The organism is Enterovibrio baiacu (genome assembly GCF_004120195.1).
Lineage (GTDB): Bacteria > Pseudomonadota > Gammaproteobacteria > Enterobacterales > Vibrionaceae > Enterovibrio > Enterovibrio baiacui.
In genome coordinates this window covers 149,034-172,561 of the sequence record NZ_SCHN01000007.1, presented here as the reverse complement: position 1 = coordinate 172,561, position 23,528 = coordinate 149,034, and the positions used below count along the sequence as shown (strand labels likewise).

Genomic DNA, 23,528 nt, shown 5'->3' with positions numbered 1-23,528 from the left:
CATTATCCCTGTTCTTTTTCGTTGGTAATATGCTTCACGCTGACCTGAGCTTTCAGAGCGTCAACGTCATTCATGTTCTCGATGCCCACATTCACTTGTGTCACTGCCAGTGCAGAGAGCGCGGTTGCAAAGCCAAGGGTTTGTTCACGCGGCCATTGGTTCAATTCGCCCCAGCACATGCCTGCTACGAGGGTATCGCCCGCACCGACAGTACTCACCACCTGCATTTTTGGCGGCTGGCTTTGAAGCCACTCACCGTTGGCAAACCAAAGCACGCCGTCAGCCCCGCGCGAGATCACCACGTTTTGAATGCCAGTTTCTGCAAGTGCTTCACCGGTTTGCATCAACGCGAGTTGTGATGTCAGCACTTGGCCTGCCCACTGCGACAGCTCTTCATCGTTAGGTTTGATTAGCCACGGGCCGGCTTTAAGCCCTTCGGTTAACGCAGCATTGCTGCTATCGAAGAAGACCTTCTTACCTTGCTCGCGCAGAGCAAGGATCCAGCCCTTCAAGGTGTCTGGCGTTATGCCGCGCGGTAAACTGCCTGCAATCACAAACACATCGTGTGTATCCGCTAACGAAAACAAGGTAGCTTCAAACACTGAGACGTCTTTCTCGCTGACTTCTACACCGGGGAAATTCAAATCGGTGACACGGCCACTCTCTTCAACCAACTTCACGTTAATGCGAGACGCACCAGCGACGCGGACAAATTTGTCGGTGATCGCCTGCTGTTCAAACAGATGTACAAACGGATCTTGGTTTTCATCCCCCAAGAACCCTGTCACGGTGACATTTGCACCGAGGTCAGCCAGCACCTTTGCAACGTTAATGCCCTTGCCACCAGGGTTCAGGTTTGAAGATGAAATCAAGTTAACGCTACCGGCGTTGAGTTCACCCATCGCGCCTGTCATATCAAGCGCCGGATTTAGCGTCACTGTGACGACATTTAAAGTGCTCATGACTTACCCCTCACCCAAACCATTAGAAATCGCCGCGCCGATAGCATCTAACGCCTGTTCGGCATCCGCACCTTCTGCAACGAATTCCAATTCATGGCCTTGTTTCACGCCTAGTGCGATCACTTTCATCAAGCTTTTCGCATTCACTTGTTTACCTTCCGCGGTCACGTTCGTCACCCAAATTTGCGAATCAAACTTCTTCGCCACACTCACCAATAACGCCCCTGGACGCGCATGTAATCCGTGAGCATTTTTGATTTTGAAGGTGGCACTCAAACCCGACTGACGCACTTCGAGCAGCAGTTTCACGGCATCCGCTGCAGAGGCATTGAACACCTCTCCTAGCGTGTTGTTCGCAAGCAAGTGGGTCACATTATTGAGTGCTTCAACGTATTCAGCGCCCTTACCTGCCACCGTCAGTAAGCCTTTCACTGGGTGTCCATCTTGATAAAACTCACGTTCGACCGTGACCAAAGCCAGCGCGGTTTGATTCACGCCCATTGCTGAAGATGTCACCCACAAGCCCTGACCAATATGCGTTGGTGCTTTCGCAACGAGGTCTGCGACAAATGCATTGTTCACCGCGTTCGCGTTCTTAAGTTTTCCTGCACACACTGCACTCATTGAGGTTAATTCCGAGACAGGAAAATGCAGCGTCACGCACGATTCATCAAACAGCAGGGGTTGTTGGTTTTCACCTTTTAACACCGCCAACACTTGCTCAGCGCTCTCTGCTTTTTTCAGCGCGTCTTCAACACCCTCGCTCGACAGCACATGCGTCAGTTGTTTCAAGATGCCAAGGTGTTCATCAGACGTAGCCGCAATACCAATGGCCAGAAATGCGGTGTTACCATCTCCCCAATCAACGCCATTGGCGAAATGGTGAATCTGCACACCGGTTTGCTTTACTAAGTCACGGGTATCTGTCGTGCCATGAGGAATGGCTATACCGTTACCAAGAAACGTCGAGTTTTGTTGCTCACGCGCCAACATGCCACGTTCGTAACCTTCAGCAACAAGGCCTTTGGACACGAGATCGGTCGCGATATGCTTTATCGCCTCTTCTTTGCTGCTGGCATGCTTTCCTAAAAGGATGTCTTGCGTGGTCAGTTCCAACATGTTCTTTCCTCAACCTTGGGCAGCACTATCTGCCCTTTCGAATTCGTTGTCGTGGTTACTGATTGGTTTCAGCGACCGTCTTTTCGATTGAGATTTCGCTTTAACGCTAAGCTGAACGCGCTAGCTGAATCGTTTCAGCTTTCAATCGAAAAAATAGGTTTCTCGCACATTTTCAAAGCTTGCTGAAACCTTTCAGCTTTAATGCTGAATCCATTCAGCCTATAATGCAAAGAGTCTTAATCTTCCTTAGCGCATTTTATGATCACGCGCACAGAACAAGGATCGTCATCGAATGAAGTTAGATGAAATTGCGCGCTTAGCCGGTGTGTCGAGAACCACTGCAAGCTATGTGATTAATGGAAAGTCAGCGAAATATCGCATCAGTGAACGCACGCAACAGAAAGTCATGGAAGTGGTTAATCAACACAATTACCGCCCAGACCACGCCGCGAGCGCCCTTCGCGCAGGCACCAGCCGATCTTTCGGTTTGGTGATCCCAGACCTCGAAAACACCAGCTACGCCAAAATCGCCAAGTTGCTCGAACGTAATGCGCGTCAAGCAGGCTACCAGGTCATCATCAGTTGCTCAGATGACGATCCTGAAACCGAAATGCAGGTAGTGAATACCTTAGTAAGCCGAAAAATAGACGCCCTGATTGTAGCCACAGCCCTGCCCGCCGATACACAGTTCTATCCATCCATCCAAGCATCAGGCACACCTGTCATCGCCATTGACCGTGCATTAGACGACGAAACCTTTGCCAGTGTGATCAGCGAAGATCTTGACGGCGCTTTCTCTTTGACTGAAAAGCTTATCGACAACGACGTTGCATCCGTCGGGCTCGTAGGGGCTGTGCCTGAGTTAGGCGTGTCAAAAGAACGCGAGCAAGGCTTTCTCTCCGCCGCACGAAAAGGCAATGTGCTGACTCAAGTGGCTTACGGTGATCACTTCTCGCAAGAAGAAGGAAAACGCATCGTCATTGACTGGTACAAAATGGGATTGCTGCCAGATGCCATTCTCACGACGTCATACACACTGTTTGAAGGCGTGCTTGATGCATTGTTGGTGCACCCTGAAATCGGACAAAAGATGCAGTTCGCAACCTTCGGTGACAACCGCATGTTGGACTTTCTTCCGCTGAAAGTGCATTCCTTACCGCAGCAATTTGAACTCATCAGCGAGCACGCGCTGGAACTGACGTTGAATGCCATTGCAAAACGCTATCAATGTGGTGTTGAAGTCGTGCCGCGTAAACCCAAATGGCGTGAATAACCCATTGCGTTGACACCTAGATGAACTGAAAATCAGAAATCGCCGTAACTTCTTCTATTAACTAGAAATGACTGTCATGTAGGAGAACGCGTGAACCGGATTAACCCAACCAAGCTTCGCAACAGCAAATGGACGGCAGTAACACCTAAGAACCGAGAGAAACATTTCCTCGTCTCTGACATCGAGTTTGATGAAGAAGGCGTTGTGGTGTCCTGCTACTTGGAAGCTATCCTTTCGAAGAACCAATACCCTATCGATTGGACTGAACTTAAAAACAAAGAGAAATGGATGCAGGGTTGGAAGTGACTGTTCTGCATGGGTTTAGCTACAAACATAGAGCATCAAAACAAAAAAACGCCGACCGAAGTCAGCGTTTTTTTAAATCACATTAAAACTTTTTAGCTTCTCTGCATCACTTTGCGATGTTGAAAAACGCACCGTCTTTACACGTAAATGTATAATATTTCTCACGTTCTAAGTATTTCTCAAAGCCTTTGCCTTCACAGTAGGTTGCGTTCAGATCCGTTGAAATATTGAGACGATTATCGACAACGCGTTGATCGGGGTTAGGCATGGATTCTGCCGTTTCTAGGGATGAACAGCCCGCCATGACGACAACGGAGAACAGCGATATAAGTAGTTTTTTCATTGTTGTGCTCGCTTTTAGTAATTGGTTTTTAAAATGCTGTTTGCTTGGTCATTCGATAGAACAGGGCATCATAGAACGTAGTTTGAGCCATCATTGCAAGACAGCTTAATCTCTTCATCTTTCGTGGACACGAAGTCTCGGATCCCCATGCTTGAGCAGTAAACACGGTCAAGTTCTACAATCTGATCCAACGAGATGTCACCACGAATAATGTACGAACTGCCGCTGTGACACATGACGCGCAGCCCATCAACAGTATTGGAAAAGGCCTTTGCGCTGTCACTTTGACAAAGTTTAATGGCGGCTTCTATACGCTCATCCATAGGGTCTGGAGAGGATGAACACGCGGCAAGCAAAGAAACCAGCCCGATGGCAACCATTGGCTTAATCATTCAAATGTATCCATGTTTTGGTTAAGGGTTACAACAGTTTCAAACTTTACACTTACTACGTTAGCACAAGCTAAACCTATGATGTATACCCAATCAGCCAATACAAGGTCACTTTTTAGACACTTGGCTTTGCTCGAAGTGCCATTTTAAAGAAAGGCGAAGAGATTGGTCTTGAGTCTATCAGGATGTGAGGCGGCAGTAACGGGTGTTATCCCGTAGTCGTGGATAACTTTAAGCACCCAAGCGGATGTGGTCATTCCCATTGCGCTGGCTTGTTCTTGCAGTTGCTCCACGAGCATACAGTTTAAGAGATTGTCATACGTTTCAGGTAATTCATCAGCAGAACCTTCATAACACCCATCTAGCAAAGGGCTATACCCAATGATCTCAGGCCTTACATCAAGATGTTTCAATGTGCCGAATAGATGCTCTGTCATCACGATCTGCGGCGAGAAATTCGCTGTGATATTGGGAGAAAGTAAGGTGTAACGGAATTGTGCGTGGGAGATAGGTGCAAGGTCGTTTTCAACGATCACATTGGCCAACTCAAGCACGCGCGGTTCTTGGTAGTTAGAAATACCTAAACGCTTTACTGTCCCCTGCTCAACCAAGCTTGAAAGTGTTTTCCATGTGTCAAGTAGCGGCGTATTTACGTCATCAACATGCGCATAAAGTACATCCACATGGTCGGTTTGCAAACGCGTTAGGCTTTCATCTATGGAGCGAAGTATGTTGTCAGGCGCTAAGCCATCAAGTTGATCGTAAGTAAACCCATCGACCGATTGTGCGCCAATTTTGGTCATGACTTCAATACAGTCTCTATTCTGCTCTGCAATCCATTCTCCAAGAATGGCTTCGCTTTCTCCCCCTTTACCTTCAGGATGCCAGCAGGCGTAATTGTTTGCGGTATCAATGCGTTTCCCTCCCAATGCGGTGAACTGGTTTAACACGTCAAAGCTATGCGCTTTATCTGTGTAGGTGCCAAATTTCGCTGTGCCTAAAATCACTGGGAGCATGAATTCACCTATGTTTATCTGCCTAACGAAGCGAACATGCCCGCTTGTGCCGACAATGTTGCATTGTTGTTAACTCTCTCATTAACCATAGTCAGGCTAGGTATTTACAACAACGATTCGGATTCGCATTCATAAAAACCTCAGTCTTTTAGACGTGTAAGATCACAGATTTTTCTCTTTAGGCCTTATTTCCGGTTTAGAGGCACTTTGCCTTGTCATGCCTTTATGGGCGCATAGATGTGGAAACCTTCCGCTTTACTTTAGGCATTGCTTATATAACTCTCAGAAAAGTATCAAATTTTACTTTCATCAAATTTTGCACGGAATGTTTCAGAATATTTCAAAGCGCAATATGCACTCAGTCCCTTAGATGTAACAAGATTTCAATTCTTGCTTTTAAATCGCCAACTAGCGTTATTTTGGGAGAAATATCGCCCAATAAACTCGTATTACCATAAACACCTACACATAAAAGAATGATAAACCGATGAAAAAACGATTAACCCTATTGATGTAAAAACCATCGATTATCCCTGCTCTTTCTGGGTGTTTCGTCTGTGAGAGAAATTTTTTCCGTTCAAATGGCATCATTACTCTGCAGTGCGGCAAGCGCTTTCTTCGCTTTAGCAAATCTTGCCGAACACGCAATCACAGTAATGTCTGTGTATTTATACGATCCTAAACCTATAAGAATACGGAAGATAAAATGGCCAATATTATTCAAGGCACAAATGGGAATGACACTCTGATCGGCACGCCGGGTGCGGACGAAATTTATGGGTATGACGGCGACGACTTTATTCGCGCTGACGGAGACACAGATTATGTCGATGGTGGTGCAGGTAATGACACCGTGATCGGCGGTGACAATGATGATGAAGTTCGTGGTGGCACGGGTGATGACTGGGTGCGTGGTGGCTTTGGTAACGATTTCCTCTACGGTGATGATGGTGATGACCTTGTAGAAGGCGGCCTAGGTGTTGACTTCCTTTATGGCGGAAACGGTGCTGACCGTTTGTTTGGTAATGAAGGCGATGACACCCTTTTCGGTGGCGCTGGTCAAGATCGTCTGATTGGCGGTGAGGGTAACGATACCCTTCATGGCGGCGCTGACAGAGATGTGTTGTTTGGTAATGATGGCAACGACACACTGAATGGCGACAAAGGCAACGACGTACTTTGGGGTGAAGCCGGTAACGACACCCTGAATGGCGGTGATGGTGATGATGCACTGCGTGGTGGGACAGGTGCCGATATTCTAAATGGCGGCGCGGGTAACGACACAGCTTTTGGCCAAGAAGACAACGACAGAATCTTCGGCAACGACGGTGATGATGAGTTATTTGGTCAAGCTGGTGACGATTACATCGATGGTGGCGAAGGCAATGATGTCATCAACGGTAACGACGGTGATGACACCCTTTACGGCTATAATGGTCACGACACCATTTATGGCGAGACTGGCGACGACATCGTCTTCGCAGGACAAGGTAACGACTTTATCCACGGTAACGAAGGCAATGATTACATCAACGCTGGTTTGGGCAACGATGAAGTGCACGGCGGTCTTGGCAACGATGAGATCTACGGTCGTGACAACGATGACGAAGTCTATGGCGGCGCAGGTAACGACTACCTGAGTGGCGGCTTAGGCAAAGACTTTGTCAACGGCGGCTCTGGTGATGACATTATTCTTGGTGAGGAAGATGACGATCGTCTGATTGGCCTTGAAGGGAATGACAAGATCTACGGCGGCCTGGGCAATGATTACATCGATGGACACATTGGTGATGATTTGTTGTATGGCTGGTCGGGTAACGACTTTATCCGCGCAGGTTTGGGTAACGATAAAGTGTGGGGCGAAGCGGGTAACGATAAGATCTTTGGCCATGACGGGTTAGATCGCATCGATGGCGGCGGCGGTAACGACTTTATCGACGGCGGTATGGGACGCGACATTTTAACCGGTGGTGCGGGTTCAGATACCTTCTTCTTCAACAACAGCAGCGAAAACGACATCATCCTCGATTTCCAACAGAACCTGGATACCATCCAAATTCAGAAAACGTTGGCGACCAAGCTTGGTGACATCAACATTCGCCAATCTGGTGAAGATACGATCATGACATTCGATAACGCGAACACCAAGATTGTGCTGGATAAGTTCACTGCGTCTGATCTTGATTCAAGCATGTTTGATTTCGTTTAATCAACCTGCAACGTCAAGTGCTCTCGCCACGACATATTGATTCCTTGATATATTGAGGCGAAAAAGGGGCATAAAAAACGGAGGCTTTTGCCTCCGTTTTTGTGTCTACTCAAAGTGTCTGTTCAGTAGCCCGTTGCTTCCATAAAACCCACTCCTGAATGCGAACCTTCAAACTGAATGGGCCCTTCCCAATACGGGAACATGAAAGGCAACCAGTTATCATTATTCAGTGGCTCTGTGGTCAAGGCGATGTCTTCGCTGGCCACTGACACTTGCCATTCTGTCGGAATGTAGCGCCCCTCTTCCATTTTCGAAAAGGACATCGGCATCATCGTGATTTCTTCTGAAGCCAGCGTGCGTGATTTCCCATCTTCTTCCACCAGCGCACCAAATCGATATGGCCCAGCTTCACTGCGTACTTGCGCTAACATCAACGAGCGTCCGTCATTGAGCTGCAGTGAAAACCAATCCCAGCCTCGCTGATCATCGCTTAGGGCTTTTGTGCTCCACTCTCTGTCCATCCAGCCAAGGCCTGATACATCGACAGTTTGACCACCAATGGTGAGCGTGCCCGACATTTCGATACGAGGAACACTAAAGTAATAGGAAGCGACGTTTTCAGTGGCGTGTTTTTGGCTGTAGCCTTGTTGACCTTGCAAAATCTCAGCCTTCTTGGCCGTCATATTCAGGTCAATACCCACATCTTGATGCTGAGCAGTCAGCATGGCGGGAAACGGTAAATCACCTTTAGACGACCAACTCCAGTTATCAATCCACGCTTCAAAAGGTGATAGCGTCACGCCTGCTTGGCCAATTCCCGCACGCGCAAAGCGCTCAGCCGAATAGGTTTCGTTGGCGGATGTCACAACAAAGTGAGCCATGTAGATATGGTTGTCGTTCCAACCCTCTTTTTGCTCAGGCGACATGGCACTTCTGAACAGCGTCCACTGCACACCGTATTGCTGACCATTCTTGTCTGAAAGGTTCGCCGTGATGTACCACCACTCTTGACGAAAACTATTGTGCACGCCGTAATCATCAGGAAAAACCAGTGCTTTACCCGGTGTGACCTGGTCAAAACCTTCATCACTGCTGGCTAATAACATCTCAACGGCACCGCGTTCCGGCTCTGAGTGGTGAAAGAGTACAGAGCCAAACAACGCGAGAAAACACAGTAGCGTCATCGCGCTCCAACCGATGATCTTCACCATGGTTGACGTTGGCTTATCAGAACGAGACATTATTGCGCCTCCCTCAGCGACAAAACGGCAGAACGTTTAATCAATCGCCACACAGGCCAGCACCCTGCCAATAAGAGAGTAAGCAATGAGCCACCAAGCGTAATGAGATAGCTCATTGGGAAATAGGACACCGACATCGTCCAGCCGAAAGAGTATTTCAACACGATGTTGATCAACACTTCAGCAATCATCAACCCCAACGGCAATGCAAACAACGCGGAGAACAAACCAATCATCATCAGCTGCCCGCCGCCAAGGAATGCCAGTTCTCGACCTGAGATCCCCATATAGCGCAGCAATGCATATTGGCGTTGGCGAGAGAGCTCGGTTGCTAACGTTGAGAAGAACAAACCACAGATGGCGATAATCAGTGTAAGCGTACATAAGGTGTCAGTGACCAAGAAGGTGCGGTCGAAAATACGCATTGCACGGTCGAGAATATCGCGCTGGTTGCTCACTTGGGTTTCTTGAAGACCGAACTCATCGCGAAGGCGCGACACCAATTGCTCATCATTCATGCCCTCTTCAAGCAATGCAGCAACACCGACGCGACCTTGCGCTTGCATCCAAGGAATTAACTCTGAGCGATTTGAAATCATCACCTGACTGTAAGGGTTTCCGTAATCGAAATAGATACCTGCGACCTTCCAGGCAGCGCCGAACGGCGCAGGTAGATTGATGGTATCACCCGGCTGTAAATCGAATTTAAGCGCTAGCGATTCGCTGATCAGCATGTTGTTATCGCGGTGCAGATAACTCCAGTAATCTGGCATGGTCACTTTCAAGGCGAGTGCTTCACGCTCTTCACGGCTTGTGCCAATGGTGTAAACCTCAACCGTGCCTTGCGCGGTTTCGACATCATTGCGCCATTGCACCAAGCTTTGTTGAACGCCGTCTTGCTCTTCTAGCCAAGAGGATAGATCGGCTGCAATTTCCTTATCTGGACGGATATAAATATCTGCTGCAAGGCGCTGTTGCAGCCATCCTTCCGTTGTTGTTCTGAAGCTACCAACCATGGTTTCCATGCCAATGTTCGTTGCAATAGCCATCATGAATGCCATTGCGGCGATACCGCGGTAAGTCAAACTGGCTGACGCATCAGACAAGAACCAACGCATACGGGCAGATTTCACACGATCTGACACCAGCAAAAACACTTTCCACATCATGAATGGCAACAGCAAGCCGCCACCGATCAAAATAAGCGCGATCAAGGTGAAGCCTTGCGCCTGACTTTGGGGCGCGATATAAACCAGCATGGCGACAAGCAAGAAGATTGATGCCACCAAAGCTTGCCAACTGAACTCACGGCCTGAGAAGCGCACCAAAGACATGCGTTTCGACAAACGCGCAGGCGGCGTGGTCAGCAATCGGTAAAGCGGCCAACCAGAAGCAAGGACAAAACCACACACACCCAGCAGGAAGCTGTAAAGCCCCCACTCCCATTGCCACTGCAGGGTTAAATCAACGTTTGCGCCATAGAGGTCACTCAAGGTAGTCGCCACTGTTGGCATCAGCTTTTGTGCCAACAGTAGACCCGTGACATTGCCGCCGACCAGGCCAAGCAAAAGCCATATCAGCATTTCGATAGAAACAACCACAGCTAATGACTTACGGCCAACACCGAGTTCACGCATGATGCCAACAAGCGGCTGACGCTGGGCCATCGACAAGGAAATTGCTTGGTAGAAAATGAACAGGCCAACGACAAATGCCAGCATGCCCATTGCAAATAAGTTTAAGTGGAAAGCCCGCGTGAGTGGCCCAAGCTGCGCGGTCTCCGTGCGTGACAACGTCACTGTAGAAGGCAAATCCTTGCGCAATGCTTCGCGGTCTTCGTTGCTCATTTCGCCACAATAGACAAGCGCAAAGCCATAATGATCAGACAGACCACGAATCACAGACATATCACCAAACAAACGCGTACCTGCGCCAATGCGAGAGCCATCAAGCAGTTTGAGAGGACCAATTTGTTGACCGTCTTCCAACGCAAGCATTTGGCCTTCTCGCCAACCAAAGTGGTTTGCGAGTTCTGCACTCACCCATTGTGTGCCATAGCCATTAGCGAAAGGCCTTTCTTCTTGATACTGAGAACTAGGGTTTGCGGCATTAAAGGCAAACATGGCCACCGTATCGACACCCATCAATTGAATGTCGCGACCATCGTCAGTGCGTGTGCGGAACAAATCGATAGGCACACATTGGTTGTAGCCATTACGACGCATCGAAATGTACGTTGATTCGTCGATGCGTGCGCCGCGCTCACGGTGATGGAGTACATATGGGAAAGGGTTGGTAAAAAGGTTTGCACCCTTTTGGTAGCTGTCTTGCGCATGTTGGTTGATAGACATAACGCCAACCAAGAGCGCAACGCCCAATGTCAGGCCGAGCCAAACCAGCAATACTTGAAACGGATGTCGGCGATAATGACCGAAAAGGGCTTTAGCGACGGGTACGGACATTAAGTACGCCCCCTTGCAACGACACACAATGGCCTAAGTAATCAGCCACTTTTTCACTGTGTGTCACCACCAGCAAAGAGCAGTCCAACGCAGTTGTCAGCGTCGTCAATAGACGCATTACCGCATCAGCGTTGCGCTCATCGAGGCTACCCGTCGGCTCATCGGCCAATAAGATTTTTGGCTCCATGTAGAGCGCTCGTGCAATGGCAGCGCGCTGCTGTTGCCCGCCAGAGATTTCTTCAGGGTATCGGCCTAATAACGGCATAAGATCAAGCGCCGACATGATTTGTCGCCATAGGCTTTCATCTTCATAAAGCCCTTTGAGCTGGCGGCAGAAACGAATATTGTCGGCAACGGTCAGTGTTGGAAGGAGATTAAACTGTTGGAATACCATGCCAATGGAGTGACGACGAAAACGCGTGCGTTCGCGCTCTGGCAAGGTGTGAAGAGCCGTACCATCGATCCAGATTTCTCCAGAGTCCGGGTTGTCAAGGCCACCAATCAGGTTCAGCAATGTACTTTTGCCAGAACCACTCTCACCCATCAGGGCGACTTGGTCGCTTTTCGTTAATGTTAGTTCTGCACCTTGCAAGACAGGGTGAAACTCTCCCCCGTCGACGTAACCTTTGCAAAGCCCCATCAGTTCTAACATCATTTCCCCTCTCAAGATTCAACACACTCGCCAATTCAGTTCGTCTTCCTCGGCTGGAGAAGCAATTTACAGCAATATTGAACGCCAAGAAAGATATTTGAATCAAGCGCACATTTTTACAGGGCTCGAAATAAAAATTGACGTAATCTTTACGTAAGTCGCTGACTATAAGACTACATATAAGCGTAATTTGTCTCGACGAACATGTCTTAATATCAACACTTATTGTATGCTTTTCTAGCCCAAACCCGATAAATGACAGGAAGTTCTGACGAGATATGCCACTATCTCTCATCAATGCATCACTTCCCTTGGCTTTATATACAATCACTTTAATATTCATCAACAAACAGAACGCGATTCGTCAATCATTTCGACTCAACCAAACGCCAAATGCTGTTTTCACCAACACGGTTTGGGCGATACCCAAACAGCCTGCATCTTCAGGGTTCAGGTCGTTAGAGTAGATACATTTGGATCAGTTACAGGCGGCATAACATGGAAGATCATAAGGTATTAGTCATTGGTGCCACCGGGTATGTAGGCAGCCATCTTGTTCCTAAGTTGCTCGGCATGGGGTTTCATGTCACCGCCACAGGCCGCTCGCTGTCTAAACTCCAGAAACAGCCATGGCACGCCCACCCACATGTGGATCTCACCACGTTAAACCTTAAAGATGAAGGCAACTTACAAGCCCTCCTCCACGACATTTCTACAGTGTTCTACCTTGTGCATGGCATGGCATCGGGCAATGACTTTTACCAATACGAGCTCGATATCGCCCGCCATGTTTCTCGCGAACTCAATAAAAGTCATGTCTCGCGTGTGATTTACCTCGGCGCAACACAACCTGAAGGCGAAGAGTCGTTACATTTATCGGCAAGAAAAGCGACGGGTAACATCTTGCGCGAATCCGGCAAGCAAATTGTCGAAGTGCGTGCAGGCATTATTGTCGGGTCAGGTTCTGCGGCATTTGAAGTGATGCGTGACATTGTTATGAACATTCCAGTGATCACCACGCCCGCGTCGGTCACCTCGAAATCTTGTCCGATTGCACTGGAAACCATGCTGGAGTATCTCTCCCGCCTGATTTCATTCCCCCTTGAAGGTTCTCCCGTCTTTGATGCCAACGGGCCTGAAGCCATTAGCTATGAAGGACAAATGCGGCGCTTTGCTCGCGTCATCAACAAACGCATTTGGATCATCAAAATGCCTTGGTTGACACCTCGCATTTCTGCGGCCTGGCTATCGCTCGTTACTTCAGTGCCAAAACCCATTGCGCGAGCGTTAATTCAAGGCCTCAACCATGATTTGATTCCTGCTAACCGAAGCACATCCGGAGCGTCCCCACTCTCGGAGATAATGCCCTTACCTGACATTGCGTTCGAACACGCCGTTGAATCCGCGCTGGCACAAGAAAGTGATGTGGTTAAAAACGACATCTGGGGGTATGACCCAGACGCCTTGGCACGCTGGCATAAAAGCTATGGGTACTACCCGAAAAAAGCCGGATACCGCGTCGACACGGATGCAACGACGGCGTCACTCTGGGCGATGATTCAAAAAGTGGGCGGCGATGAAGGCTATTTCTTTGGCAACGCCCTTTGGACAACCCGCGCCTACATGGACGCTGCCATAGGTGGTGACGCGCTGAAAAAGCGACGACCAGACGGCGAGACACTGTCAGCCGGTGATTACATTGACAGTTGGAAAGTCATTCAATGTGAAGAGAACCGTTTCCTCTCACTTCTGTTCGGCATGAAGGCACCGGGGCTCGGTAGGTTGGAGTTTTCTATCGAAGAACACGGTGATTACCGGACGCTCGAAATTTGTGCGTGGTGGCACCCGGCCGGGTTTAGAGGGCTGCTTTATTGGTTCGCCATGATGCCTGCGCACCTCTTTATCTTTCGTGGAATGGCCTTTGCGCTCGCAAAAAAAAGTGGCGCGAAAGACATTCGTCCTTCACGCCACCCATAGATGCAGATTTTTTTCGTTAGCTGGCTGGCTTTAAGCTTTCTGGCAATACCACCAAGCTCGTTGCACGATTGTTTGGCCAGATTTTATATTCGCCGTGATATTTCACAATGGATTTGTAATCTGTCACTTTCGTCGCTAACAAACCATGTGAAAGCAGCAGTTCAACAAAACCCGCTTCTTGCCCACGCACATACAAGCTCAACGGTTTGGTCAACTCACCCGCTTCGTTAAAGCTTGCAGCCAACGCTTTGGCACACACAGCGAAAGAATGTTGACCGTCAGACAGTACACGCACTTTACGAGTGATTTCATGCTCGGTATGTACCATCCAATCAGCGTCTTCCAAAGACGTCACAAGCGCATCAAATTGCCCGCGCGTGATGGCAGCATGCTCGTCGCCCACCGGGAACTGATGGTGATAAACAGCAGCGATGTGTGCCATTCGGCCTTTAATATTGGCATTTTTACCCATACTACGGCCTTGTTGAACCCATTCCGTCATGTTTGGCGTGACAGAAGGATTGAAGCGTTGCTTTTTGCCCGCCTGCGCGACCCAACGACAGAGGAACGATTCTTCGCTGTTTGGGTTAGCCTGCACTTTCCCGTTGTTTTTTGCGTCTTGCAGTTCCGTCATCGCCGTATCGACGAGCAATTTAATATCTTCTACGTAGCTCATTGTTCTTACTTTTTCGCTAAGCCCCAATAAAAGAGGGCGGAGAGAATGGCACATCCAGTCATTGCGCCTGTCATCGGCCATGCTGAGTGCACCGGAATGGCCGCGACTATACCACCAACTAAGGTGCCTGTACCAAACCTCATTGTACCTGCCAATGAGGATGCAGTGCCCGCTAGCTCTGGATATGCGCTTAACACACACGCCATTGAGTTACTGCCGACGATTGAAATCGTGCCGATGAAGAAGATCACGGGGATGACCGTGCCCCAAAGCCCCAACTCAAGGAACTGTGCCGCCATCAATGCGATACCCGCACACAGTTGAATGAGTAGGCCGATTTTCAGCATGTTTTCGCTGCCCACCCGGCGAACGAACTTGCCATTGATAGACGTCATGATGATCAGGCAGACAACGTTCAAACCGAACAAGTAACCGAAGTTTTCCGTGCTGACACCGTAGTAATCGATGTAAACAAACGAACCCGCAGTCAGGAAGGAAAACATCCCTGCAAAAGAAAAACCAGAGGCAAAGATATACCCTACCGCAGAGCGAGAACGCAGGATCTTGAGGTAATTACGCAACGTCGAGCCAATACGGAGTGGCGGACGTTTTTCCATCGACAAGGTTTCTGGAATCAATGCCACAATCAATACAAAAACCAGCACGGCGAAACCCGCCAACAGCCAGAAGATTGAACGCCAGCCGAACCAGACCGCCAAATACCCGCCCATCATCGGTGCGGCAAGCGGCGCGACCGTCATGACGAGAGTAATGAACGACATGGTACGTGCAAACTCTTCGCGATCGAACATATCGCGAACCAAGGCTTGGATCACCACGGCTGCAGCCGCACCACAGAAACCTTGCGCAGCACGCACATAAGTGAGGGTTTCAATGTCATTTGCCAATGCGCTAACAATCGCACCAACGAAGAACAGCGCGACGCCGCCCATCAGCACAGGTCTGCGACCGTAGCTGTCAGAAATAGGCCCATGAATGAGCTGACCAATCGCAAAGCCCGCGGTGTAAGCCGCCAGTGTGCGCTGTACTTGCCCTGGGGTCGCCATTAAATCACGGGCGATTTCTGGCATGGCGGGCAAGTACATATCAATGGCGAGCGGCGTTAGGGCTGCAATCGCACCCAACACAAGTATCAAAAGAAGCGTCAGCTGTTGCGCTGGCGGATTTATAGCATTTGTTGTCATGTATGCCTTAGAGAAGAAATAAGTAAAAGAGAAGACAGGTAAGCGTTGTTGGCGAGAAAAGCCAGACCACTACATTCGTCACATAATAGCACTATGATTGTTTCTCTTGAGGAAATGATGACTTTCTTATTTGACGAGATAAAGCGACAGAATCATGAATGAAATCAATACACCCTCTGTATTTTGCGCAATCTGTTTAAAAGATAGCCACATTGTTCAATCGTTCTCATCGAGCATGATTCCGAATAAACTCAACGAGATGAGAAAGCACGATCAAAAAACGCCACAAATAGACTCATTTGTAGCGCTCTTTGCAACAACACTTAGCCAATGTTTAACGGTGTTGTTTTGGCTAACATCACCGATATTCGCGGTGACGTAAACATGCTCACTTTGAAGGCATGAACAGTGCGATTTCTTCTGCGGTCAGTTCGCGATATTCGCCAGGCTCAAGGGTTTCATCCAATACCAGCTCGCCAACGGTTTCACGGTGCAAACCTACCACTTTGTTACCGACAGCCGCGAACATGCGTTTTACTTGGTGGTATTTGCCTTCATGGATGGTTAGCAACACTTCTTTCTCATCAACGACATCCATTTGTGCTGGCAAGGTTTCGGCTTTCTCACCGCGCAACATCACGCCTTCCGCGAATTGTTCAGCAACATCGTCCGCAATGGGATCATCCAACCAAACACGGTATGTCTTATCGCATTTGTGTTTTGGTGATGTCACGCGATGTGACCATTGACCGTCATCCGTCAACAGCAGCAGTCCCGTGGTATCACAGTCCAAACGTCCAGCGATGTGCAATTTTTCTGCGTTCACTTCTTCAAGCAACACGAATACCGTTGGGTTGCTCGAGTCTTCATGTGAACACACGTACCCTTCTGGCTTGTTCATCATGAAATAGCGTGGCCCCGACAATGTTAACGGTGCACCATCAAATTCAACGTTTGCATCTTCAGCAATTTTGATGGCACCGCTTTTAACGATATCTCCGTCAAGCGTGATACGTTTTTCTTTGAGGAGTTTTGCTGCTTGGGTGCGGGTTACACCCACGGTTTCACAAAGAAATTTGTCTAGCCTAATCATGATTTTTATAGTCCGCTATGTACTCGAAAGGCGCATTATAGGAAGTCGTCAGCAAAGGTACAGTGAAAACCGCACTCAGTTTTTTTAAACGACGATGAAATTGCGCTCTGCTTTTCCCCTTCCTATAACTAAGAGATGTCGAACTTAACAGTTCCACTACAGTCTAATCCTGTGCCTCCCAATTTTTGATTATAATCAGTTGCCTTTTAACTTATTGATCAGGGAAGAATTTATGAACGTATCGCTGCAATCGCCTTCCATCGATTCAATGCCGCGCCTTCTCGCGCTATCAAAAGAACTTCATGATCATGAAGCACTTTCTTTCGATGTTGAACACGTGACGTCTGCCTTCAACTATTTGCTTTCGAACCCGACGCACGGCGATGTATTTCTAATTAACTTAGATAGCGACGGTACAAACGAAATCATCGGATTCGTTGTTGTTTGCTACAGCTTCAGTGTTGAGCTCGGTGGACAGATCGCAGTCATTGACCAGATATTCCTCACGCAAGAGTGGCGTCGCCAAGGTGTGGGCTCTCACGTTCTTCCTACCCTTGAAGAGCATGCAGCAAAGCACAACTGCCAATCGATCATTTTAGAAGTGAACATCGGTAACAGTGGTGCTCGTGAATTTTATGAGCAGTTTGACTACATGCCGAGAAGACAACACTGCATCATGTCTAAACGTCTTAATGTAAAAGCATAAGCCTCGCTAATTCCTAGCCTTTCATTAGTCGCATCGTTACACTGGCAGCCATTATTGGCTGCCTTTTTGATCCCATGTATACCCTTCGTCCCTACCAATCTGACGCCGTAAAAGCGGTTGTTCACTATTTTAGAAAAAACTCGACGCCTGCTGTTGCTGTCTTACCAACAGGCGCGGGTAAAAGCTTGGTGATCGCCGAGTTAGCGAAACTGGCGCGAGGCAGAGTGCTGGTGTTGGCGCACGTAAAAGAATTGGTCGAGCAAAACCACGAGAAATACGAAGGGTACGGACTCAAAGGTGGCATTTTTTCTGCCGGATTAGGCCGTAAAGAAAGCGACGACAAGGTCGTGTTCGCCTCGGTGCAATCTGTTGTGCGCAACCTTGATGCGTTCAAAGAACAGTTCTCACTGCTTGTTATTGATGAATGCCACCGCGTGCCCGATAACGAAGAAAGCAGCTATCGAAAGGTGATTTCACACCTTCAATCCGTTAATGCTGGCATCAAAGTGCTTGGGCTGACAGCAACCCCCTACCGCCTCGGTTTAGGCTGGATTTATCAATTCCATACCGCAGGGCGTGTGCGCAGCGAAAAACCACGTTTCTTTAAAGACTGCATTTTCGAATTGCCGATTCGCTTCTTGCTTGATGAAGGCTTTTTGACAGAAGCGAAAGTACTGGATGCGCCGGTGCTTAGTTATGATTTTTCATCACTCAAGGCTTCACCGACTGGCTTCTATAAAGAAGCAGATCTCGACCGTGTGATCGAAAACGCCCCTCGTGCTACCCCTCAAATCGTCACACAGGTGCTCGACTATGCGAAAGATCGCCACGGCGTGATGGTGTTTGCTGCAACAGTGAAACACGCACAGGAAATTCTTACGCTGTTGCCTGAAGCAGATTCGGCCTTGGTCATTGGTGACACGCCGCAAGATGAGCGAGATAGCATCATCCAGCGCTTCAAACGTCGCGAGTTGAAATACTTGGTGAATGTCTCTGTGCTTACCACAGGGTTTGATGCGCCTCACGTTGACCTCATCGCGATTTTGCGTCCGACAGAATCTGTCAGTCTTTATCAGCAAATAGCAGGGCGTGGTTTACGTCTTTCTCCTGGAAAAGAAGACTGTTTGATTTTGGATTATGCCGGCAACGTCTACGACCTGTATCAGCCAGAGATCGGCGACCCTAAACCTGACAGTGACAGCGAAATCGTGACTGTTCCCTGCCCTGCATGCGGATTCAACAACAACTTCTGGGGAAAGCTCGATAACAATGGCTTCCTGATCGAACATTACGGGCGTCGTTGCCAAGGTTTTTTTGAAGATGACGAAGGCGAGCGAGAAATCTGTGGCTATCGTTTTCGTGCAAAATTTTGTAGCGAGTGTGGCGCTGATAACGACATTGCGGCGCGACGTTGTCATCAATGCGATCATGCCCTTGTTGATCCTGACAAGAAGCTAAGAGACGCACTCAAGCTCAAAGATGCCATGATCATGGCCTGTGCCGACATGCGACTAACGGCAGGCAAAAATAAATTCGATAAGCCGCAACTAAAAGTGACCTACGTCGGACATGATGGCGCGGAAATTCACGAGGTGTGGCCGCTCTCAACCAAACGCCAAAAACAAGAGTTTCTGGCCAAGTTCATCAACGCCCATTTGGTTGACCGTCACCGCCCTTTCACTGACACTGCGCCCTCTAAAGTGGCGAATGCAGAACACAGATTACGGTTCCCTGATTTTGTGGTGGCACGTAAGAGCGGGCGTTTCTGGGCGATCCGCGACAAGATCTTCGATCTCACGCAATTTGCCTCGCAGCAAGAGGTCGACGAGATGATACGAAAAGAGGCGCAAAACATTCGCTAATTGCGCAGCGTTTCACCCTAAGCTCAATAAGAAAACACGCAAGGCGAGTTTTAAGAAAGTAAGCCCGTTCTTTTGGCATGAATTATTGAACAGAGACAAGAACGTACACGTTTCATCCAAACAGGACTTTTCATGCTAAAAAAGCCCGCTGAACCCCCTAATACCCTTGTTATTCCTGAGTCTGGGTGGTAGTATCCGCGCTCGATTTACTTGGTATCTAGATTGGTCGCAAGTTAGATACTTATTTATAACTCTCTATTTTTAAGAGTATTTATTATGAAATTCAATGCAGTAGTACGTACTGAGCAGGGTAAAGGTGCGAGCCGCCGCCTGCGTCACGCTGATCAATTCCCAGCAGTTATCTACGGTGGCGAAGCAGCTCCAGTTGCAATCGCGCTTGAGCACCACATCGTGATCAACCAAATGGACAAGCCTGAGTTCTACGAAGCGATTACTCTAGTAATCGACGGTCAAGAAGTGAACGTTAAGCCTCAGGACATCCAACGTCACCCGTTCAAGCCAAAAGTTATGCACATGGATTTCATCCGCATCTAATGCTTTTGAGCTTGAAAGAGAAAGCGCCCAATGGGCGCTTTTTTTTATCTCTGATTTTTGGTTGAAGCAAAAACATTAGCGTCTGTTGCGACTAATCATCATCACCAAACAAAGATTGTTGTGGGCTTTCCTCCGCCACGTCTCGCTGCGCTTCTTCATGTGCTTGCTTCGCTCTCAGAATACGTTGGTAGCGTTGCTTGCAAAGCCTCACCACGTTTCGACGCTGCTCGCCATTGAAATCATTCCAATGGAATCGCTCTTCCCGACTTCGAAAGCAACCTTTGCAATACCCTTTGTTGTTGGCTTGGCAAACGCCAATGCACGGGCTGGGTACATTAAAAAAGTCCAGTTGCTCCAAAAGCACTCCTTACTTAAATAAGCTCAATCAGCGATTAACATGAATCTGCTTTCATTCAAGCGAGTTTTGCACTGAAAAGCAAATTTCCTGCTGTGAATGTATAAAAATCCAGCAAACAGTCTCTCATTTTCCATCAATGCTCGCGCCAGACCGTGCCTGACATTTGCCTATATTTTTATCAGAAAATCCTTTCATCGCGGCGAAAATTAAGATTGCGTTTAGAGGTCTAAGTTTGCTAGTTTAACCACATAACCTTTTGGGTTATTGTCTTTAAATAGCATACTTATTTGTATTGAAGACTCAGGGAAGAACATTATTTAGGAGGAATTATGTCTTTTTTTGTACCGTCCGCCGAATCCCAAGCGCATGCTGAATCCATCTATTCGAGCATTGCGAAAAATGTTAACGCGCCGGTCAGCGAGCAGCGTATCGCCCACCTTGCTTGGACACACGAAGGCCAAGAAGTCAGTGCAAACGTTGGCGAATCACTGCCAAGTTGTTTTGGTGCTGAAGATGAAGTGGTTATCGCGATTTATGATTGTGGGGATGTATTCAAAGTCTGTACCCCAAACCGCGGTGCCATTTGCTTTGACCCTGTTGTCGCGAGTAAAGCCCAAGTATCAAGTGTGAATTTCTTCTAATACTAAACTTCGTACTCGCAATAAAAAGGCCGGGATTGTCCCCGGCCTTTTTGATTTCCATGTCTGTTGTTAGCGTCTTCTCTTTCTAAAAGAGACCTAACTGCGGCGCAGCCAACGAATCAAAATGCTTGCCAATGAAGGGCAAAATACCGTCTGCGATCGGCTTGAGTTGTTTATCGACATAATGTTGATAGTCGTACGGACTGTCGATCGCTTCTAACGGTTCTGGTCCGTTTAATGTGATGACATATTCAATCCAACCGCCGTTCTGATATTGCAGATTCCGCCCTCGTTTTTCGTTATACGCATCGGCTTTCCGCGCGGCTTTCACATGCGGGGGCACATTCTTTTCGTAATCAGAAAGCTTACGTCTCAACCGCTTACGGTAAATAAGCGCATCATCATTGTGACCTTGTAACGTATCCTCAACCGTTTTACGCACGTAATCTTCAACCTCTTCGCCATCGAACACTTTCTGGTAAAGGGTTTGCTGAAAGACTTGTGCGAGGGGTGTCCAATCCGTGCGAACCGTTTCCAATCCTTTGTAAACAATGCGGCGTTCCCCGTCTTTATTCACGAGTCCGGCGTAACGTTTTTTACTCCCGGTATCTTGGCCTCGGATGGTGGGCATCAAGAATTTTTGATAGTGAATTTCATATTCAATCTCAAGGGCACAATCGATGTTGTAGGTGTCTTTTAGGTGCGCAATCCACCAGTCATTGATGTGCTCCACCAAAGACTGACCAATGGTATCGGCATCCTCGTTTTCATAACGCTTGCCTAGCGACACAAAGGTCGAATCTGTATCGCCATAAATCACTTCAAACCCTTTGGCTTCGATCAATTCACGCGTCATTTTCATGATCTCATGGCCGCGCATCGTGATTGAAGAAGCAAGCCGATGATCAAAGAATCGACAGCCTGATGAACCCAACACGCCATAAAAGGAGTTCATGATGATTTTAATCGCCTGTGAGAACGCTTTTTCACCTTGTCGTTTGGCTTCATCTCTTGCCTTCCACAAATCCTCGATCAAAGACGGTAAGAAGTGTTTCTCTCGATGAAAAACGCCTCCACGAAAACCGGGCACTGTTGTGGCTTCGTCTTCTGCAATGAGCCCTTGCACCAGCCCAAGAGGATCAATCAAGAAAGTGCGAATAATCGACGGGTACAGAGACTTAAAATCCAATACCAACACCGAATCATAGAGACCCGGTTTACTGTCCATCACATACCCGCCAGGGCTGGCAATCCAGTTTTCACTGGTCAAGGTTGGTGCAACGTATCCCGCACGGTGCAGTCGTGGTAAATAGAGGTTGGTAAATGCGGCGACCGAACCACCAATACGATCAAGCTCAATGCCCGTTAAACGGCTGCGCTGGATGAGAAACTCTAACAAATGGGTTTCTTCAAAGATGCGGTTAACCAACACACAGTCTTGAAGGTTATATTTCGCTAACGCGGGTTTGTCGTCACGGAACATGCGGTTGATTGAATCCATGCGATCGTAGGGATTATCAATCGCCTTCCCTTCACCAAACATGGTGCGAGACACTGATTCTAACGACCAGGAACGGAAACTGTAGGTGGCAGTTTTCAGTGCATCAATACCATCAATCACAACACGTCCAGGTAAGGTAATGAAACCTTGCCGACTGTTATTGGAATCTCGCCAGTGCGCTTTTTCTCCGCCTCGCCCCAAGCGAAGATCTATCTTGTTAAACGCGGCACGTTTGATAAGCAGTCGAAAATCAAAATCAATCACGCTCCAGCCGACGATTACATCAGGGTCGAAACGCACAAACCATGCGTTCAATGCCTTTAGCAACGCGAGCTCGGACTCTACCCATTCGATCCACTGCATGTCTTCTGCATTTTCTGGCTTGTCACCAATCATGATCACGCGACTATCAGCTTCACTATCAAGACCAATGGAATACAAGACGCCCTTTTCTGAGCATTCGATGTCGAGAGAAACACGGGATAATGTTGTCGAGTAATCAGAAGACTTGGCTTTTACATTGCGGTATTCCACATACCCGTTACGTTGCGTTGCGTTGCCTGCAAAGGTGATCCCGCCACAAATGAAACGTTCCATCAGAAAACGGTCGGGTAAGCGCACGTCGGCTTCTAGTGCGTTCAGACCTTCCACTTGCAGTAGTCGACTGGCGCGATTCACTGCGTTTAATGTGGTGAAGTAAAAGCCCGTCACTTCGCTGTAAGAAAAGTCTTTCAGGGGGAGAGAACGCACTTGAAAAGGGATATTGGCAGCAATGAGGTGACGCTGAGCTTCTTCAACGTGTTCATTGGCAATAAAGAAAACCGGCGATTCTTGTTGAATAACCAGTTTGGCGGGGCCATTGTCGGTTTGAACCCAAAAGATAAGTTCTGTCTGATCACCCATGTCACGACTGTGACGAGAGATCAGGAATCCATCGTGATACTGCAAAGTGGCCTCGAAATTCGATATGTCCCTTGCA

21 protein-coding genes are annotated in these 23,528 nt (G+C 48.2%); 8 read left to right on the top strand and 13 right to left on the bottom strand.

The window, feature by feature from the left end:
* Positions 1-2: 2 nt before the first annotated feature.
* Entirely contained in the window at positions 3-962 is a 960-nt protein-coding gene (gene pfkB, locus EQP46_RS05615; RefSeq protein WP_129492712.1) for a 1-phosphofructokinase, read from the bottom strand.
* Between the two features lie 3 nt (positions 963-965).
* On the bottom strand, positions 966-2,081 hold the full coding sequence (fruB, locus tag EQP46_RS05610; RefSeq protein ID WP_129492711.1) for a fused PTS fructose transporter subunit IIA/HPr protein: 1,116 nt from the start codon (positions 2,079-2,081) through the stop codon (positions 966-968).
* Positions 2,082-2,373: 292 nt separating this feature from the next.
* Here fruB and cra point away from each other — a divergent pair, with 292 nt between their 5' ends.
* Both cra and EQP46_RS05600 read left to right on the top strand, forming a co-directional pair.
* Entirely contained in the window at positions 2,374-3,354 is a 981-nt protein-coding gene (gene cra / locus EQP46_RS05605) for a catabolite repressor/activator (RefSeq protein WP_129492710.1), read from the top strand.
* A gap of 90 nt (positions 3,355-3,444) precedes the next feature.
* Positions 3,445-3,660 (top strand): TIGR02450 family Trp-rich protein, encoded by a 216-nt coding sequence (locus tag EQP46_RS05600; protein WP_129492709.1) that lies wholly within the window; start codon positions 3,445-3,447, stop codon positions 3,658-3,660.
* A 106-nt stretch (positions 3,661-3,766) separates the two neighbouring features.
* Here EQP46_RS05600 and EQP46_RS05595 read toward each other — a convergent pair whose 3' ends face one another.
* The 3 genes from EQP46_RS05595 to EQP46_RS05585 form a co-directional block, all read right to left on the bottom strand.
* Positions 3,767-4,003: a putative periplasmic lipoprotein gene (locus EQP46_RS05595; RefSeq protein WP_017013503.1), complete on the bottom strand. Its 237-nt coding sequence runs from the start codon at positions 4,001-4,003 to the stop codon at positions 3,767-3,769.
* Positions 4,004-4,071: 68 nt separating this feature from the next.
* Positions 4,072-4,395, bottom strand: a complete 324-nt coding sequence (locus EQP46_RS05590) for a hypothetical protein (protein WP_129492708.1) — start codon at positions 4,393-4,395, stop codon at positions 4,072-4,074.
* Positions 4,396-4,541: 146 nt separating this feature from the next.
* Entirely contained in the window at positions 4,542-5,411 is an 870-nt protein-coding gene (locus tag EQP46_RS05585; RefSeq protein ID WP_129492707.1) for an aldo/keto reductase, read from the bottom strand.
* Positions 5,412-6,117: 706 nt separating this feature from the next.
* On the opposite strand from EQP46_RS05585, the gene EQP46_RS05580 reads away from it, so the two are divergent.
* Positions 6,118-7,620 carry a calcium-binding protein gene (locus EQP46_RS05580; protein WP_129492706.1) on the top strand — a complete coding sequence of 501 codons (1,503 nt, stop codon included), beginning with the start codon at positions 6,118-6,120 and terminating at the stop codon, positions 7,618-7,620.
* A gap of 122 nt (positions 7,621-7,742) precedes the next feature.
* Here EQP46_RS05580 and EQP46_RS05575 read toward each other — a convergent pair whose 3' ends face one another.
* From EQP46_RS05575 to EQP46_RS05565, 3 genes are read right to left on the bottom strand one after another with little or no spacing between them, the layout of a single operon-like run.
* Positions 7,743-8,861: a lipocalin-like domain-containing protein gene (locus EQP46_RS05575; protein ID WP_129492705.1), complete on the bottom strand. Its 1,119-nt coding sequence runs from the start codon at positions 8,859-8,861 to the stop codon at positions 7,743-7,745.
* Positions 8,861-11,323, bottom strand: a complete 2,463-nt coding sequence (locus tag EQP46_RS05570) for an ABC transporter permease (protein WP_129492704.1) — start codon at positions 11,321-11,323, stop codon at positions 8,861-8,863. Before EQP46_RS05570 ends, EQP46_RS05575 begins: the two co-directional genes overlap by 1 nt.
* The gene (locus EQP46_RS05565) at positions 11,304-11,975 is read right to left on the bottom strand and encodes an ABC transporter ATP-binding protein (protein ID WP_129492939.1); all 672 of its coding nucleotides are present in this window, start codon (positions 11,973-11,975) and stop codon (positions 11,304-11,306) included. Before EQP46_RS05565 ends, EQP46_RS05570 begins: the two co-directional genes overlap by 20 nt.
* 498 nt (positions 11,976-12,473) lie before the next feature.
* Here EQP46_RS05565 and EQP46_RS05560 point away from each other — a divergent pair, with 498 nt between their 5' ends.
* A complete protein-coding gene (locus tag EQP46_RS05560; protein ID WP_129492703.1) occupies positions 12,474-13,952 on the top strand; it encodes a DUF2867 domain-containing protein in 1,479 nt (492 codons plus the stop codon).
* A 16-nt stretch (positions 13,953-13,968) separates the two neighbouring features.
* Here the strand turns inward: EQP46_RS05560 and EQP46_RS05555 are convergent, their stop codons facing one another.
* From EQP46_RS05555 to rsuA, 3 genes are all read right to left on the bottom strand, one after another.
* Positions 13,969-14,628 carry a DUF2913 family protein gene (locus tag EQP46_RS05555; protein ID WP_129492702.1) on the bottom strand — a complete coding sequence of 220 codons (660 nt, stop codon included), beginning with the start codon at positions 14,626-14,628 and terminating at the stop codon, positions 13,969-13,971.
* Positions 14,629-14,633: 5 nt separating this feature from the next.
* Positions 14,634-15,833, bottom strand: a complete 1,200-nt coding sequence (locus EQP46_RS05550) for a Bcr/CflA family multidrug efflux MFS transporter (protein ID WP_129492701.1) — start codon at positions 15,831-15,833, stop codon at positions 14,634-14,636.
* 388 nt (positions 15,834-16,221) lie between these two features.
* Entirely contained in the window at positions 16,222-16,923 is a 702-nt protein-coding gene (rsuA, locus tag EQP46_RS05545) for a 16S rRNA pseudouridine(516) synthase RsuA (protein WP_192545479.1), read from the bottom strand.
* A 235-nt stretch (positions 16,924-17,158) separates the two neighbouring features.
* Here rsuA and EQP46_RS05540 point away from each other — a divergent pair, with 235 nt between their 5' ends.
* The 3 genes from EQP46_RS05540 (at position 17,159) to rplY (ending at position 20,049) form a co-directional block, all read left to right on the top strand.
* Positions 17,159-17,632: a GNAT family N-acetyltransferase gene (locus tag EQP46_RS05540; RefSeq protein ID WP_129492699.1), complete on the top strand. Its 474-nt coding sequence runs from the start codon at positions 17,159-17,161 to the stop codon at positions 17,630-17,632.
* A gap of 74 nt (positions 17,633-17,706) precedes the next feature.
* Positions 17,707-19,494: a DNA repair helicase RadD gene (gene radD / locus EQP46_RS05535; RefSeq protein ID WP_129492698.1), complete on the top strand. Its 1,788-nt coding sequence runs from the start codon at positions 17,707-17,709 to the stop codon at positions 19,492-19,494.
* Between the two features lie 276 nt (positions 19,495-19,770).
* On the top strand, positions 19,771-20,049 hold the full coding sequence (rplY, locus tag EQP46_RS05530; protein WP_017009723.1) for a 50S ribosomal protein L25: 279 nt from the start codon (positions 19,771-19,773) through the stop codon (positions 20,047-20,049).
* Between the two features lie 91 nt (positions 20,050-20,140).
* Here the strand turns inward: rplY and EQP46_RS05525 are convergent, their stop codons facing one another.
* Positions 20,141-20,407, bottom strand: coding sequence for a DUF1289 domain-containing protein (locus EQP46_RS05525; RefSeq protein WP_129492697.1), 267 nt, complete (start codon positions 20,405-20,407; stop codon positions 20,141-20,143).
* A gap of 329 nt (positions 20,408-20,736) precedes the next feature.
* Between EQP46_RS05525 and EQP46_RS05520 the strand changes: the two genes are divergently transcribed.
* Positions 20,737-21,048, top strand: coding sequence for a hypothetical protein (locus EQP46_RS05520; RefSeq protein WP_129492696.1), 312 nt, complete (start codon positions 20,737-20,739; stop codon positions 21,046-21,048).
* An 85-nt stretch (positions 21,049-21,133) separates the two neighbouring features.
* On the opposite strand, the gene EQP46_RS05515 is transcribed toward EQP46_RS05520, so the two are convergent.
* Positions 21,134-23,497: a DNA polymerase II gene (locus EQP46_RS05515; RefSeq protein WP_129492695.1), complete on the bottom strand. Its 2,364-nt coding sequence runs from the start codon at positions 23,495-23,497 to the stop codon at positions 21,134-21,136.
* Between the last annotated feature and the right edge of the window lie 31 nt (positions 23,498-23,528).

Bases quoted from the DNA above. Each gene is read 5' to 3' on its own strand.
- pfkB (WP_129492712.1), bottom strand. From the start codon at position 962: ATGAGCACTTTAAATGTCGTCACAGTGACGCTAAATCCGGCGCTTGAT.
- fruB (WP_129492711.1), bottom strand. From the start codon at position 2,081: ATGTTGGAACTGACCACGCAAGACATCCTTTTAGGAAAGCATGCCAGC.
- cra (WP_129492710.1), top strand. From the start codon at position 2,374: ATGAAGTTAGATGAAATTGCGCGCTTAGCCGGTGTGTCGAGAACCACT.
- EQP46_RS05595 (WP_017013503.1), bottom strand. From the start codon at position 4,003: ATGAAAAAACTACTTATATCGCTGTTCTCCGTTGTCGTCATGGCGGGC.
- EQP46_RS05590 (WP_129492708.1), bottom strand. From the start codon at position 4,395: ATGATTAAGCCAATGGTTGCCATCGGGCTGGTTTCTTTGCTTGCCGCG.
- EQP46_RS05585 (WP_129492707.1), bottom strand. From the start codon at position 5,411: ATGCTCCCAGTGATTTTAGGCACAGCGAAATTTGGCACCTACACAGAT.
- EQP46_RS05580 (WP_129492706.1), top strand. From the start codon at position 6,118: ATGGCCAATATTATTCAAGGCACAAATGGGAATGACACTCTGATCGGC.
- EQP46_RS05575 (WP_129492705.1), bottom strand. From the start codon at position 8,861: ATGTCTCGTTCTGATAAGCCAACGTCAACCATGGTGAAGATCATCGGT.
- EQP46_RS05570 (WP_129492704.1), bottom strand. From the start codon at position 11,323: ATGTCCGTACCCGTCGCTAAAGCCCTTTTCGGTCATTATCGCCGACAT.
- EQP46_RS05565 (WP_129492939.1), bottom strand. From the start codon at position 11,975: ATGTTAGAACTGATGGGGCTTTGCAAAGGTTACGTCGACGGGGGAGAG.
- EQP46_RS05560 (WP_129492703.1), top strand. From the start codon at position 12,474: ATGGAAGATCATAAGGTATTAGTCATTGGTGCCACCGGGTATGTAGGC.
- EQP46_RS05555 (WP_129492702.1), bottom strand. From the start codon at position 14,628: ATGAGCTACGTAGAAGATATTAAATTGCTCGTCGATACGGCGATGACG.
- EQP46_RS05550 (WP_129492701.1), bottom strand. From the start codon at position 15,833: ATGACAACAAATGCTATAAATCCGCCAGCGCAACAGCTGACGCTTCTT.
- EQP46_RS05540 (WP_129492699.1), top strand. From the start codon at position 17,159: ATGAACGTATCGCTGCAATCGCCTTCCATCGATTCAATGCCGCGCCTT.
- radD (WP_129492698.1), top strand. From the start codon at position 17,707: ATGTATACCCTTCGTCCCTACCAATCTGACGCCGTAAAAGCGGTTGTT.
- rplY (WP_017009723.1), top strand. From the start codon at position 19,771: ATGAAATTCAATGCAGTAGTACGTACTGAGCAGGGTAAAGGTGCGAGC.
- EQP46_RS05520 (WP_129492696.1), top strand. From the start codon at position 20,737: ATGTCTTTTTTTGTACCGTCCGCCGAATCCCAAGCGCATGCTGAATCC.